Raw genomic sequence first — 14,344 nt, 5'->3', positions numbered from 1 at the left:
CAAATTTGAAAAAATGCGTGAATTCTCACTTGATGACGCGAGCGTTGGGAAGGCACCTGCGTGGCGGATTGATCAAGCTTGCGGAAGTCGGTCCCGATAAGCGAGCGTTCTTCGGACTCGTAAGTGAGGACTCCAGTCGAGTTGCCGTCGTAGCTTCGCTTCGTCTACGCCGGGGGAGGTGGACGCGCAGCGCCCCCCCCTGGTTGTTAAAGATGTTGAATTAGGTTCCGCGAGGCCTGTGGGCTTCGGTTAATTTCTTCAACATGACCGAGCTTCCACCAGGTTGCCAAGGTAAAGCGGGAATGGTTGGGAACTTGATGTTGTTGAAATGGCCAACAATCAGGTTGAGCGGTAAGTCAGACCCGTATCCATCTGTTATGGCACCGTCACCGGTCGTGTGCCCCATGAGGCGGCGAAGATACTTGCTCGGTATTTCGGCAGCCTCGAGCAAGTCTTTCATCGTGTGCCGGAAAGAGTACAGTACCTTCCGAGACTCCTTGAGTCCGAGCGCTCGGATGTAGCGACCGAAGAACTTCGAAAAAGACCCGGACAACTTTCCGTGCCAGTCCTTCTTCAGGCCCGGGAACAGCATCGTTTCCCCCTCGGTGCGAAGGTACTCAACGTAACGAAGCAAACCAAGTTCGATCAACTCGGCGGCAGCGGGAATATGTCGTTCAGACTGGGCATTTTTGAGTGTCCGACGGTGGCTCTCGGGTATCGGGTCATCGAACAGGTCGTGGTCCTCGTCAGACGGCCTATCGATAATTACGAAGTACCAGCCGTGGGCGTCGTCATACCGAATGTCGCTCAACGCTAGGCCGGCGACTTCCTCCGGTCGGGCGCCGGTGTAAAACATCAGGAGCGGAATCCAGTAGCTCGCTTCGCCAGACTGTCCGCGAGAGCGCGTATGCAACGTGAAAACTTCGGAACCAAAGAGCTGGTTCAGGTCTGAGGCATCGAATGGCAGTCGCTTTTTACGCCGTTTTCTGACGCTGTTTTCCTTGAAGCCGAGGGTGTTTTCCGCAGGGTTCGATACGAGCTTGTGCTTGCCGACGGCAATTTTGTAGATCGCCCGAATCTTAGAGATACGTTCGTTGATGGTGTCAACGGCCAAGCCGCGTGCACGCATAGCGTCTGCGAATTCTGTCATGTCCCTCGGAGTAACTTGACTAGGCAATAACGTTTTTCCTTTACCTGTCAAAAACCGCTGCAGATCGCGCCAAGGTGTTTGTGCTGCGATGGTGGTCGATTTTGGTCGATCATCGACGTACTCCCGCCATATGGCGAAGACCTCGTCCCAGCCTGGAGCGTCTGAGCGAGTTGGGGCACGCTCAGGGGCGACAACCTGAAGAGGGTGGGGCACGTCGGGAGCGACAGCGTCAGTGTGTACGGGCTCCCCACGTTGTCGCGCCAACTGGTGATCCAGCGTCTCAACAATCGTCCTGAGGAAGGTGTATGAAGCTCGCTTTGCTTCGGCTTCCGCCGGATCAAAGTCCAACCCACACATGTAAAGGAAAGCACGCAGGGCCGGGAGGACAGGGGCTGTGTTCCCTTGAGCGAGCATGCGGCCGAAATGTTTGCGCTCGGATGTGAGCTTCTCACCCAGCTCATCGAACTCGTCGTCGTCCAGACCATCCTCACGCTGGCTGTCATCAAACAGCAGTACCTGCCTTGCCCAGTATTGCGCGGTACTCTGAAGCTGGTCGTCGCTCAGCTTGCTGATGCGTTTTGCCGCCAAAGAGGCGCGGCTCAATTCCATGCGTTCACGCGCTTGTGCGAACTCGGCCTCGATAAACGCCAGTTCAGCATGCGCCCGTGCCTTGGCTTCTCGGAGATCGGAGGTCCCGAGGCTCCGGGTGATGTGGGACTGATTAGCGGGATATGCGTGCCGCAGGGCGGCCGGGATGCGACGGCGAACGTACTTCGTCTTGCGCTTGCCGCGTTCGTAGATGTTTTCAGCGATAGCTTTCATTACCTGTTACTCCTAGTTGGGTTACAGGTTGTATAGCTAGTTTGGCGCTTGATAATGAAAAAAGCGCTTATTTTCCTTAGAAAACAAGCGCTTATTTCAAAAGATGAATTCTTTGGGGTGGCTGATGGGGCTCGAACCCACGACAACAGGAATCACAATCCTGGACTCTACCAACTGAGCTACAGCCACCGCTGTTTTGTTATTCAGCTAGTGCTGAACAACGAGCCAGAATTATACAAGCCAGTTTCGATTCCTGCAAATTTAATTGCAGCATTTTTTTCAAAACCGGCGGATGGCCTAAACATCAACCTTTTCCACCGCCGGGTTCAGGCCCAGCAAATCGGCAAAGGCTTGCGCCAGCGCGGCCGCCTCGCCGGTGGTGTAGCCGCGCAAAGTGGTATCGCCATCGGTGCCATGGCGCAGGCTGGCCGCGTCCAGCAGACGCACCAGCTGGCGCGCCACGGCGTCGCCGGTATCGATCAGCGTGACGTCGGCGCGCGCGTGGTCGCGCAGCACGCGCTCGATGCCGTCGCGGACAAAGGGATAGTGCGTGCAGCCGAGCACCAGCGTATCGGCGCCCTGATCCAGCAGCGGCGCCACGTAATGCTCCAGCATGGCGGCGATGGCCGGCGCGGACAGGTCGCCTTTTTCAATCTCGTCGACCAGGCCCACGGCCGGCTGCAGCAGAAACTCGGCCTGCGTGGCCGCGCTGATCTGCTCGCGCAGTTGCAGGAACTTGTCGCCCTTCAGCGTGCGCGCCGTTGCCAGCACACCCACCTTGCCGTTGCGCGTGGCCGCCGCCGCCGGCTTCAGGCCGGGCTCGACGCCCACCACCGGCAACGCGGGATATTTCGCGCGCACCGCCTTGATGGCGGCCACGGTGGCCGTGTTGCAGGCCACCACCAGCGCCTTGGCGCCGCGCGACAACAGGAAGTCCGTCACCGCCAGCGCGCGCGCGACCACGTACTCTTCGGTCTTGTCGCCATACGGCGCGTGGCCGGAGTCGGCGAAGTACATCAGGTCTTCATGCGGCAACTGCGCGCGGATATGGCGCAGCACCGAAAGCCCACCCACGCCGGAATCGAAGACGCCGATGGGGGAGCCGGGCGAGCGGGCGGGCTGCATCAGGCGGTCACGACCGGGATGTTCAGCTGCTCGATGCGCGCTTTCCATTCCGCCGGGCCGGTGTTGTGCACCGACGTGCCTTGCGAATCCACCGCCACCGTCACCGGCATGTCGACCACTTCAAACTCGTAGATCGCTTCCATGCCCATGTCGGCAAAGCCCAGCACTTTCGACTGCTTGATGGCTTTCGACACCAGGTAGGCCGAACCGCCCACCGCCATCAGGTAGGCCGACTGGTGCTTCTTGATCGACTCGATGGCGGCCGGGCCGCGCTCGGCCTTGCCGATCATCGCGATCAGGCCGGTCTTCTCCAGCATCATGTCGGTGAACTTGTCCATGCGGGTGGCGGTCGTCGGACCGGCCGGGCCGACCACTTCGTCGCGCACCGGATCGACCGGGCCGACGTAGTAGATGACGCGGTTCTTGAAGTCCACCGGCAGTTCCTCGCCGCGCGCCAGCATGTCCTGGATGCGCTTGTGGGCGGCGTCGCGGCCGGTCAGCATCTTGCCGTTCAACAGCAGGGTCTGGCCTGGCTTCCACGAGGCGACTTCTTCCTTGGTCAGCGTGTCCAGGTTGACGCGCTTGGACTTCTCGGTGTCCGGCGCCCACGACACATCAGGCCAGGTCGACAGCGGTGGCGGCGTCATGTAGGCCGGGCCGGAACCGTCCAGCACGAAGTGGCCGTGGCGGGTGGCGGCGCAGTTCGGGATCATGGCCACCGGCTTGGAGGCGGCGTGGGTCGGGTGCATCATGATCTTCACGTCCAGCACCGTGGTCAGGCCGCCCAGGCCCTGCGCGCCGATGCCCAGCGCGTTGATCTTGTCGCACAGTTCGATACGCAGTTCTTCCAGCTTGTTTTGCGGGCCGCGCTGCTTCAGCTCGAACATGTCGATGTCTTCCATCAGCACTTCCTTGGCCATCAGCATGGCTTTCTCGGCGGTGCCGCCGATGCCGATGCCCAGCATGCCCGGCGGGCACCAGCCGGCGCCCATGGTCGGCACGGTCTTCAGCACCCAGTCGATCAGCGAATCGGACGGATTCATCATGATCATCTTCGACTTGTTCTCCGAACCGCCGCCCTTGGCCGCGACCTTGACGTCGACGGTGTTGCCTTCCACCAGCTCCATGTGCACCACGGCTGGCGTGTTGTCCTTGGTGTTCTTGCGGTCGAAGTGCGGGTCGGCCACGATCGACGCGCGCAGCTTGTTGTCGTCATAGTTGTAGGCGCGGCGCACGCCCTCGTTGACGGCGTCGGTCACGGTGCCGGTAAAGCCTTCAAAGCGCACCCCCATGCCAATCTTCAGGAAGACGTTGACGATGCCGGTGTCCTGGCAGATCGGCCGCTTGCCCTCGGCGCACATGCGCGAGTTGGTCAGGATCTGCGCGATGGCGTCCTTGGCGGCCGGGCTCTGCTCGTGCTCGTAGGCGCGGGCCAGGTGCTCGATGTAATCAGCCGGATGGTAGTAGCTGATGAACTGCAGCGCGGCCGCAACGGATTCGATCAGGTCTTCTTGCTTTATGATGGTCATGATGTTCTCGCGTGAGGTAAGGACTTAGTGGTGCTTGGAATCGTTGTGCGTCATGGTGGTGATGCGGTCGGTGTAGGCGATGGCCATGGCCGACAGCAGGAACACGATGTGGATCACGGTTTGCGCCACCAGCGTTTTAATGTCGTAGACGCTGGCGTTGATAAAGGTCTTCAGCAGGTGGATGGACGAGATGCCGATGATGGCCATGGCCAGCTTGGTCTTCAGCACCGAGGCGTTGACGTGCGACAGCCACTCCGGCTGGTCCGGGTGCGCGTCGAGATTCATGCGCGAGATGAAGGTCTCGTAGCCGCCGATGATCACCATCACCAGCAGGTTGGAAATCATCACCACGTCGATCAGGCCCAGCACCACCAGCATGATGGTGGTTTCGGTCAGCTTGGTCGGCGGCACCGGCACCTGCACGGCCGCGTCGGCGGCCACCGGCGCGTGCACCGCCACCGCTTGCAGGATGTGCTGCAGCGCTGCGTCGCTGCCCAGCGCGGCGCCGATCAGGTCCTTGAGCTCCACCCAGAAATGGAACACATACACGCACTGCGCCAGGATCAGGCCCAGGTACAGCGGCAATTGCAGCCAGCGGGTCATGAAAATAAACGCGGGCAGGGGACGCAGTTTGTGCTTCGGGTCGGTCATTACGGCAAAACTCCTGGAAATGAGGCAGACTATCTGGACAAGGCGACATTTTACACGCGCCGCCGGGCGGCCGCATCGGATCGGCGCGTTGAATTATTGGTAAAATTGTCCGGCATGCCATCCTCCGCCGGGGAGTGGCTGGCCTGTAAGGGCGCAGTAAGCGATCCCGTTTATGTTGATCGCAAACGACTACTACACTGGAGACATGTATGAGCAGCACTACCACACAAGGTCCACAAGAATCCCGCATCTTCGCGCCACCGGCGGCGTTCACCGCCCAGGCCGCCGTATCCGGCATGGACGCCTACAACGCCCTGTGCGCCGAAGCGGCCGCCGACTACGAAGGCTTCTGGTCGCGCCTGGCCAAAGAACACCTGGACTGGCAGCAGCCCTTCACCAAGACCCTCAACGAAGACAACGCGCCGTTCTACAAATGGTTTGAGGACGGCAAGCTGAACGTCTCGTACAACTGCCTCGACCGCAATCTGAGCAACGGCAACGCCGACAAGACCGCCATCATCTTCGAGGCCGACGACGGCACCGCCACCCACGTCAGCTACAAGCAACTGCACGAAAAAGTCTGCAAGTTCGCCAACGGCCTGAAGGCGCGCGGCATCAAGAAAGGCGACCGCGTCATCATCTACATGTCGATGTCGGTGGAAGGCGTGGCCGCGATGCAGGCCTGCGCGCGCATCGGCGCCACCCACTCGGTGGTGTTTGGCGGCTTCTCCGCCAAGTCGCTGCAGGAGCGCATCATCGACGCCGGCGCCGTGGCCGTCATCACCGCCGACGAACAACTGCGTGGCGGCAAACACCTGCCGCTGAAAGCCATCGTTGACGAGGCGCTCGGCCTGGGCGGCTGCGACAGCGTCAAGGATGTCATCGTCTACAAGCGCACCGGCGGCGCCATCAGCTTCAAGGAAGGCCGCGACCTGTGGCTGCACGAACTGGTCGATGGCCAGTCGGCCGAATGCGAACCGGAGTGGGTGGAGGCCGAGCATCCGCTGTTCATCCTCTACACCTCCGGCTCGACCGGCACACCGAAAGGCGTGCAGCACTCCAGCGGCGGCTACCTGCTGTGGGCCGCGCTGACGATGAAATGGTCGTTCGACATCAAGCCGTCCGACGTCTACTGGTGCACGGCCGACATCGGCTGGGTGACCGGTCATAGCTACATCGCCTACGGCCCGACCGCGGTCGGCGCCACCCAGGTGGTGTTCGAAGGCGTGCCGACCTACCCGAACGCCGGCCGCTTCTGGGAAACCGTGGCCAAGCACAAGGTCAACATCTTCTACACCGCGCCAACCGCGATCCGCTCGCTGATCAAGGCCTCCGACGTGGACCCGAAAGTGCATCCGAAGAATTTTGATCTGTCGTCGCTGCGCCTGCTGGGCACGGTGGGCGAGCCGATCAATCCGGAAGCGTGGATGTGGTACTACACCCAGGTGGGCGGCGAGCGCTGCCCGATCGTCGACACCTTCTGGCAGACCGAAACCGGCGGCCACATGATCACCCCGCTGCCGGGCGCGACCCCGATGGTGCCGGGCTCGTGCACGCTGCCGCTGCCGGGCATCATGGCCGCGATTGTCGACGAGGCGGGCGTGGACGTGCCGAACGGGCAGGGCGGCATCCTGGTGGTCAAGCGACCATGGCCATCGATGATCCGCACCATCTGGAACAACCCGGACCGCTTCAAGACCTCGTACTTCCCGGAAGAACTGGGCGGCAAGATGTACCTGGCCGGCGACGGCGCCATCCGCAACAAGGACACCGGCTACTTCACCATCACCGGCCGCATCGACGACGTGCTGAACGTCTCGGGCCACCGCATGGGCACGATGGAGATTGAATCGGCGCTGGTGGCCAATCCGCTGGTGGCCGAGGCGGCCGTGGTCGGCAAGCCGGACGACACCACTGGCGAGTCGATCTGCGCGTTCGTCGTGCTGAAGCAGGCGCGTCCGACCGGCGACGAGGCCAAGAAGATTGCGCTGGAGCTGCGCAACTGGGTGGCCAAGGAGATTGGGCCGATCGCCAAGCCGAAAGAGATCCGCTTCGGCGACAACCTGCCGAAGACCCGCTCGGGCAAAATCATGCGCCGCCTGCTGCGCGTGCTGGCCAAGGGCGAGACGATCACTCAGGACGTGTCGACCCTGGAGAATCCGGCGATTCTGGAGCAGCTCAAAGAGACGTCCTAAATCGCGCGGCGGACCACCGCATGTCATGCCACAGCACGTCATTCCTGCGAAAGCAGGAATCCATGCTGAGCAGAGTGTCATGGCAGCCCGACAAATATTGTTGGTACTCCCAAGAATGTTTGCTATAATTCGGCGCTTCCCGAAGTTTGGGACATGCAGGAGAGGTGGATGAGCGGTTGAAGTCGCACGCCTGGAAAGCGTGTATAGGTTAATAGCCTATCGGGGGTTCGAATCCCCCTCTCTCCGCCAAGGATTCGAATTGGATGATCCGAGCAAGTCCGAAATCATCCAGAAAAAGCCGCTTTAGCCCCTGCTACAGCGGCTTTTTTGTTTTCTGACGTCTTTTGCTGTTCAGCTGCATCCAACACTTTAGGGGGCAAGATTCTGCCCCCAATGCCCCCCGCTCTCGGAACGCTTGCCCCCAATTGTGGTCTAACTTGCTTTCGGCATCCCGCCGAGCCAGGAGACTGTCATGGCTAAGAAGAGCGACGCGTTGACTGCGATACAAGTCAAGAATGCGAAACCCCGGGAAAACCCATACAAGCTGTTTGACGGAGGCGGACTGTACCTCGAAGTTGCCCCGAATGGCTCACGGATATGGCGCCTGAAGTTTCGTCAGAGTAACGGAAGGGAAAACCGGCTGACGTTTGGCCCCTATCCCGAAATAACGCTGCAGCACGCCCGGGAAAAGCGCCTGGAGGCGCGTAGACATATACTCAGCGGGGTTGACCCGGCCAAGCGTCGCGACGACGCCAAACGCCGCGCAGCCGAAGACGCTGCCAACACATTTGAGAAAGTTGCGCGGGAATGGTACTTCAACAGGGTGCCGACATGGAGTGAGCGTACCGCCAAGAACATGATCCAGCGACTTGAGGCGGATATCTTTCCAAAGATCGGAAACCGACCAATCGGCGAGCTCAAACACCTCGACATTATTGTGACGCTGCGAAAGATTGAAGAGCGGGGGGCCGCAGAAATTGCCCACCGGATGAAGGCGGTCTGCGCACATATCTTCAGCTATGCTATCCAGTGCGGCCTGGCGGAACGCAACCTCGTCTCCGACATGAAAGACGTACTCAAGACGCGTCGTGCGTCGCACTTCGCGGCGATTGATGCCGATGAACTACCAGCCTTTCTTGGAGTGCTAGAGCGCAATGAAGCCCGCATGTTCCAGCCTACACGCATTGCCTTACGTCTGATGTTGCTGGTTTTCGTGCGAACCAGTGAACTGATCGAGACGCCTTGGAGCGAGATCGACCTGGAGAAGGGCGAGTGGATCATTCCCTGGCAGCGGATGAAGCGCGGCAAGTTGACCGTCAATCCAGACACCACCAACCATCACGTCTGTTTATCGCGCCAGGCATGCGAACTACTGCGCGATCTGCATGCCATTACGGGCGGCGGAAAATATCTGTTTCCCAACCAGCGCGATCACCGCAGACCGATTAGCAACAACACGATCCTAGTGGCGCTTGAACGCATGGGCTACAAGGGGCGAATGACGGGACACGGCTTCCGCGCCTTGGCGATGAGTACAATCAAGGAGCGGTTGGGGTATCGGCACGAAGTGGTGGACCGCCAGCTGGCGCACGCACCGAAGGACAAGGTCGCTAGTGCATACGACCGCGCACAGTTCCTGTCTGAGCGCGGCAAGATGATGCAGGACTGGGCCGACTATCTGGACACGGTGGCTAAGACCGCACCTAGAAAATAAAGTTACGATGCATTTTCGGAGGAGCCCCGACTTTCATAGATGCGCGCATCAACCCATGCCAACACTTCATCACGGAGCCACGCGGACGCACGGCGGGTTATCTTAACGGGCGCTGGAAATTCTCCGCGCTTGGTGTAAGCGTAGACAGTGCTGCGCGAGATGCCACAGATCTGCATCACTTCAGGAAGGCGAATAAAGCGCTTATCGCCGGGCGGCATGGACAGGTTCATCTTTTCCTCCAAAGTTCAAACGGTACCCATACTGTCCTCCAGCGGCCAAGTTTGGACCAGCGGGAATTGAGCGAATGATTCAGTGCCATTTCGCGTTAGCTTCTTCAACAAATAAAATGCAAGAAACGATTTATACCATTTGCGCCAAGACCAGAAGGGAGGACAATAGATATTCCACCGCGAAGGATCGCCCTTCGCAAGACCTGGCATCGCGTCAGGCGTAGCGCTCGTCACGCGCCCTCAGATAGCACCGCATTCGTGCATAGCTTCACCGTCAAACGGCATCGCCCCGAGCGAGCCAGAATCATCAACTTGGCTACGTAAAAGGCCAGCCACGTGCGCATGTCCCTCCGGTGTATGCACGTCATTCCCGCGCAGGCGGGAATCCAATATCGCTCGCGTCATCACGCACATTGCGAGCCGCACGCGCCGTCCAACAGCGCGTGCATATTCTTACTCTGCCGAAGTCCGCAGCGTAAGCCGCGCGTCGTTACTGGCGGCCTGCTGCCAGTGACGACGCGCCAGCAGCCAAGCGCTATATGGGCTCCGCCGCTGATTTCTCAGTGACGCCTGCCAGTGACAGCGGACCTACCGCTATCAGCGCAGCAGAACGCTGCTTGCCAACCTTGCCCCTCGTGGGCCGACAACGTGTGCGAAGCACACCCCATGGACCCTGGGTAACTGGTCCCACCGCGATCGCGCTTCCCAGAGGAGCGGATCGCGGCGCCACACGCGCATGCGGCGCGGGCAAGCAGTGAACAACCGCATACACGGGAGTGGTGTCCCGAGGCCTTTCGATTCCGTCCTTGCTGCGGCAAGAACGGTGGCCAGAAACACTTACCTGACTCGATTACACCAAAGCGCTAACGGAGGACAGCATGCGCGATTTGAACTATCAACTCAAGCAGCTCTGCGACCGCAACCGCGACGGCAGTTACGCCACGCAATCCGACCGTGCCCGCATCCTGTCGCACATCGCCAACCAGCTGCACGATCTCGGATACCGCCACATGAATGCGGACAGCCTGCGCCCCAAGCATGTGGAGGCGCTGATAGGGCAGTGGAAGGCCGATGCAGTCAGCGCCGGCACGATGAAGAACCGCATGAGCGCTATGCGCTGGTGGGCGCAGAAGATCGGCAAGGACAACATCATCGCGCGCAACAACGCCGCCTACTGTATCGACAAGCGCACTTTCGTCACGAACATCTCCAAGGCCAAGACGCTCGATGATGTGCACCTGGCGAAGATCACAGATGCTTTCACGGCTATGTCGCTGCGCCTGCAGGCGGCCTTTGGTCTACGCCGCGAGGAAAGCATCAAGATCGTTCCTTCGTGGGCCGATGGCGGTGACCGGCTAAAGCTCAAGGACACGTGGACCAAGGGCGGGAAATATCGTGAGATCGCCATCCGCACCCCGGAACAGCGCCAGGTGCTCAATGAAGCCAAGCGGTTGGCGGCTAACGGGAGTCTCATTCCGGCCAGCATGCGGTACCGCGATCAGTTGCAGCGCTTTCGTACGCAATGCGATAAAGCGGGAATACACGGCGTTCATGGATTGCGCCATCGCTATGCCCAGGAGCGCTACAGGCAGCTTACGGGCTGGCCCTGCTCAAGTTGCGGCGGCCCTCGCTCGTCACATTTGAATGTCGAGAAGAAGGAACGCGATCTATCGGCTCGTCTTTTACTGTCGGAAGAGATGGGACATGGCCGTGAGCAAATCACCGCAGTATACCTAGGGCGCTAGCATGCCATCATCAAGTATATGAGCTACTCTCAGACGGTCAGTATATTACCCGCAGGTACACGTGATTCGATGGAAGGAGCAGCTAGTGGCTTCTGTCATCGATCCATCTCGGACCCTCGAAATTATTATTTAACATGCGTGAATGTAGGCTCAATTTCGCCACTAAAGATGAGGATAAGTCCGCCCACCGCAGCGATACGCGCATCCTCACCGACTTTCAATCAAAATCTGAAAACATCAGATATAAGTCGTCCAAAGTTTCTGGACCTTCCTGTGAAGATGCGCTGACCGTTGACTGCCATTGTTCTAGATCCGACGAGTCGAGCGGAATGAGATGCGCCAGTGGTAAATCGTACGCGATGTCGAGCGACTCAGTAACGAAATCAAAAGCGCCATAGGCCTTTCGCATAAATTGCGGTAGCGGCCGTTTTTCTTTACGCTCAATCAGGCGGGTCATCGATATCTCAGAGAATATCCACGGCGAATTCGTCGCGTCATCTTCGATATAACCTTTGCAGGACACCGAGTTGGGGGTGTTCAAGAAAATTACGCACTCGCATGCGTCAATCATGTTGTGCAATGCAGTCGAGAGCATTATGTTGACGTGGCTATTCGTCTTATTTCGCTTTTTGTACGAGTAAGTTTCACTTTTTTCGTTGTAACAATGTGCGTTATCAAACTGCCGAAGCAGCTCTTCTGAGTATCCCCACACTGTCGAATCGATAAAGGCATCTAATCCAAATGTTTCTTTCAACCACCCAGCCATTCCCAAAGCAAGGCTACTGTCGGCATGCGAGTGTGAAATGAACACATCCGCCTCAATGGCTGGGAACCAGGAGTTGACAACCTTAGAAGCGGAAATTTGTCCATCGCTACGGTAGTATTTATCTAGCTCCGCTTTGACTACATCCTTCCTTTGTTTATGAAGGGCCCGTCCTTTAGCCTCCCAACGCGCAAAATAATCCTCGTCAATCTTTAAGTTAAAACCTTTAAACAATCTGCTCTCCACTCAATCTACTAGGTTACTTGCCTTTTCCTTACAGATCCATCAGCCGATCAATCATCGCTCCAATGTCGGGCAGATAGTCCTTGAGTTCGGCCTTCTTCGCATTCAAGCGCTCCAAGATTTTCCTGACTTCCTTATCTTTGCTTGGGTAGTACTTCTCAAAATTACCCAGAACTTCCCGGGCCAGGTCTTCCGCCATAGAGCCGCTTCCGCCTATAGGCACCATGAAGAGTCCGTTTTGGTATGCCAGGTCAAACTCTGCACGCATTCCAGTCGCACTTACTGCCGAGCCGCCTGCAGGGGCAGCCTTATTTCCGAACAAGAACAGCGCAATACCTGCAGCACGCACCAGTTCGAACCTGTAAACAGCCCATATCTCGTCTCGGTCGCTTGCTACTGAGCTCCTCTGCGGAAAGGGTCTGACCTCCAAAAGCGAGTGCAAGTTAACGTGATCTTGTGTGTAAGCTTGCTCGACTGCACCAGCGACGATGGAGTTACCGACGCCGACTCCCAGCCCAGAAACAATCCGCTTTTTCTTCTTCACCAGAAGCTCGCCAACCGCCCGCAGGAAGTCCTCAACCATATCTTGTCCCCAGGGCGAATAGTCCGCGACGCTGCCGGAGACGAACACCGAATCTCTACGCGAGTATCGGTCTACTGCACCGAGGAACTCTGTGATCTCCGCATATTCGGTCACCATGATTGCCGTGATATTGAAGCGCTGAAGATCTTTGACGAACAGGTCCTGCTTGGCCGTTGCGTAGGTATGCTCAGCTGTTGTGTTGAAATCCTTCCTACTAACTCGTCGGAGAATGCAATAGTGCTCGCGCGTCGACTTTTGATATCGCTGTCGCACCTCACTCAGAACGTGATCAAGATTGGGATCTGTGAAACTAAAGCCTACGAACAAAAAAGTCTTAACAGTAAGGTCGCCCAGCAATGCGTTAATCAAACCGGGATGCTTGTGTGCATAGCTTTCATAGTCATCACGCGTCAGCACAGCTTCGTTAGGTGTGCCAATATCGCCGTGCATTTTGTACACGACAGCATCGCGCCTGGCATTCGAGGCAGGCAAATGGCTGTCGTTCCACTTGATGTCTACTGCCTTCCGCTCTTTGCGAAGAGCCGTTTCAATCAACGTGTCGTAGTTCGTCGTCCAATAGGTGGAGATCGGCATCTTGGCGAGAATCTCGTGATTTTGGCCAGGTTTGGCGAGCACCGGGAAGGCTTCGATAAGCGCCTGATTCAGGTGGTGGCGGTTGCCACCCTTCGCATTTACAGAGAACTGCGCGAGCTTTACGAGATTGTCGCGCTCCTTTGCAGAGTCGAGTCCCAATTCAGTTGCGAAAGGTTTGAGGAGCGATGCCCAGTCGACAAATCCAACCCCGGCAGACAGCCCCGCCCCGGCGAACACTGCAAGCTCGCGGTTCCTGACCAGCTTCGCCAGAACCTTGGCGTAATTATCTAAATTGTTTTGCATTTGTGCTTTCAACTTTTTATTCAATTCAGTGCCTTAATCACGCCAAGTTCCCCACGCATGGGGAAGGTAAGCCTCGTCACCGGCCAGCCAGGTATCGAAGCTTCGAGAAGCCGGTGCTTCCAATATGGTTAAGCCGGCAGGGCTAGTCACAACTGGCCGCTTCAGCTGCAGCCTTCCCAGCGCATCGATTTCGATGTATGGGTACAGCCCTAGGAATTCGCGAGCCCTGTATTTTTCATGCTCCTGAAGCACAGGGACAATGCAGACCTTTCCCTTGTTTCCATCAAACCAGCCCAGTTCCCAACACATCCACAGCGACTGATCCGCCTGCTGCGTGTCCAGAAACATTAAGCATTCGCTGATGCCCATCATCTTGCGAACAAATGCAGCATTGGCTGGTGACACCTCCGAACGATCTACTTCAGGCGCCGCGATCCAGTCGCAAAAGACCGTATAGCCACGATCAGTCAAATACAAATAAACGCCAAGAACTAGCTCCGCGTCGCGGATAGTCTGGGATAAGAAAATGTCGTACCTACTGTGTCGCCCCTTTGTGAGTGCAGAAAGCACCTTGTCGGCGGTCAGCTGGCGCTGCTTCGCGTACTGGGCAGCTCTGTCCCGAATGTTTTTTTCGTTAAGAAAGTTCATAGGTTCGTCGATGGGAGCGCCTGCTCGCTGCTCGCGACAGTACCGCTTG

11 protein-coding genes and 2 tRNA genes are annotated in these 14,344 nt (G+C 58.1%); 4 read left to right on the top strand and 9 right to left on the bottom strand.

Translation table 11 applies throughout. From position 1 onward, the window contains the following. Positions 1 to 220: 220 nt before the first annotated feature. The 5 genes from FHW58_RS18285 to FHW58_RS18265 form a co-directional block, all read right to left on the bottom strand. Entirely contained in the window at positions 221 to 1,972 is a 1,752-nt protein-coding gene (locus FHW58_RS18285) for a site-specific integrase (protein WP_179674575.1), read from the bottom strand. 113 nt (positions 1,973 to 2,085) lie between these two features. Then, positions 2,086 to 2,161, bottom strand: a tRNA-His gene (locus FHW58_RS18280). A 108-nt stretch (positions 2,162 to 2,269) separates the two neighbouring features. Next, positions 2,270 to 3,097, bottom strand: a complete 828-nt coding sequence (gene murI / locus FHW58_RS18275) for a glutamate racemase (RefSeq protein WP_179674574.1) — start codon at positions 3,095 to 3,097, stop codon at positions 2,270 to 2,272. Then, the gene (locus tag FHW58_RS18270) at positions 3,097 to 4,626 is read right to left on the bottom strand and encodes a fumarate hydratase (protein WP_179674573.1); all 1,530 of its coding nucleotides are present in this window, start codon (positions 4,624 to 4,626) and stop codon (positions 3,097 to 3,099) included. Before FHW58_RS18270 ends, murI begins: the two co-directional genes overlap by 1 nt. Before the next feature lie 24 nt (positions 4,627 to 4,650). Further along, positions 4,651 to 5,277, bottom strand: a complete 627-nt coding sequence (locus tag FHW58_RS18265; protein WP_179674572.1) for a YqhA family protein — start codon at positions 5,275 to 5,277, stop codon at positions 4,651 to 4,653. Between the two features lie 209 nt (positions 5,278 to 5,486). Here FHW58_RS18265 and acs point away from each other — a divergent pair, with 209 nt between their 5' ends. From acs to FHW58_RS18250, 3 genes are all read left to right on the top strand, one after another. Further along, entirely contained in the window at positions 5,487 to 7,472 is a 1,986-nt protein-coding gene (gene acs, locus FHW58_RS18260) for an acetate--CoA ligase (protein ID WP_179674571.1), read from the top strand. Positions 7,473 to 7,630: 158 nt separating this feature from the next. Then, positions 7,631 to 7,721: transfer RNA gene (locus FHW58_RS18255), tRNA-Ser, on the top strand. A gap of 223 nt (positions 7,722 to 7,944) precedes the next feature. Further along, positions 7,945 to 9,186, top strand: a complete 1,242-nt coding sequence (locus FHW58_RS18250; protein ID WP_179674570.1) for an integrase arm-type DNA-binding domain-containing protein — start codon at positions 7,945 to 7,947, stop codon at positions 9,184 to 9,186. Positions 9,187 to 9,188: 2 nt separating this feature from the next. Here the strand turns inward: FHW58_RS18250 and FHW58_RS18245 are convergent, their stop codons facing one another. Beyond that, positions 9,189 to 9,416, bottom strand: a complete 228-nt coding sequence (locus tag FHW58_RS18245; protein ID WP_229265393.1) for an AlpA family transcriptional regulator — start codon at positions 9,414 to 9,416, stop codon at positions 9,189 to 9,191. Between the two features lie 878 nt (positions 9,417 to 10,294). Here FHW58_RS18245 and FHW58_RS18240 point away from each other — a divergent pair. After that, entirely contained in the window at positions 10,295 to 11,161 is an 867-nt protein-coding gene (locus FHW58_RS18240; RefSeq protein ID WP_179674569.1) for a phage integrase N-terminal domain-containing protein, read from the top strand. 217 nt (positions 11,162 to 11,378) lie between these two features. Here FHW58_RS18240 and FHW58_RS18235 read toward each other — a convergent pair whose 3' ends face one another. From FHW58_RS18235 to FHW58_RS18225, 3 genes are read right to left on the bottom strand one after another with little or no spacing between them, the layout of a single operon-like run. Then, positions 11,379 to 12,158, bottom strand: coding sequence for a hypothetical protein (locus FHW58_RS18235; protein WP_179674568.1), 780 nt, complete (start codon positions 12,156 to 12,158; stop codon positions 11,379 to 11,381). Between the two features lie 40 nt (positions 12,159 to 12,198). Next, positions 12,199 to 13,671: an SIR2 family protein gene (locus FHW58_RS18230; RefSeq protein WP_179674567.1), complete on the bottom strand. Its 1,473-nt coding sequence runs from the start codon at positions 13,669 to 13,671 to the stop codon at positions 12,199 to 12,201. 9 nt (positions 13,672 to 13,680) lie between these two features. Then, complete coding sequence (locus FHW58_RS18225) at positions 13,681 to 14,295, bottom strand: toll-Interleukin receptor (protein ID WP_179674566.1); 615 nt, start codon at positions 14,293 to 14,295, stop codon at positions 13,681 to 13,683. Between the last annotated feature and the right edge of the window lie 49 nt (positions 14,296 to 14,344).

Origin of the sequence: Duganella sp. 1224 (assembly GCF_013408245.1) — a bacterium.
In the GTDB taxonomy this organism is placed as follows: domain Bacteria; phylum Pseudomonadota; class Gammaproteobacteria; order Burkholderiales; family Burkholderiaceae_D; genus Rugamonas.
This window is presented reverse-complemented; position numbering and strand designations above follow the sequence as displayed.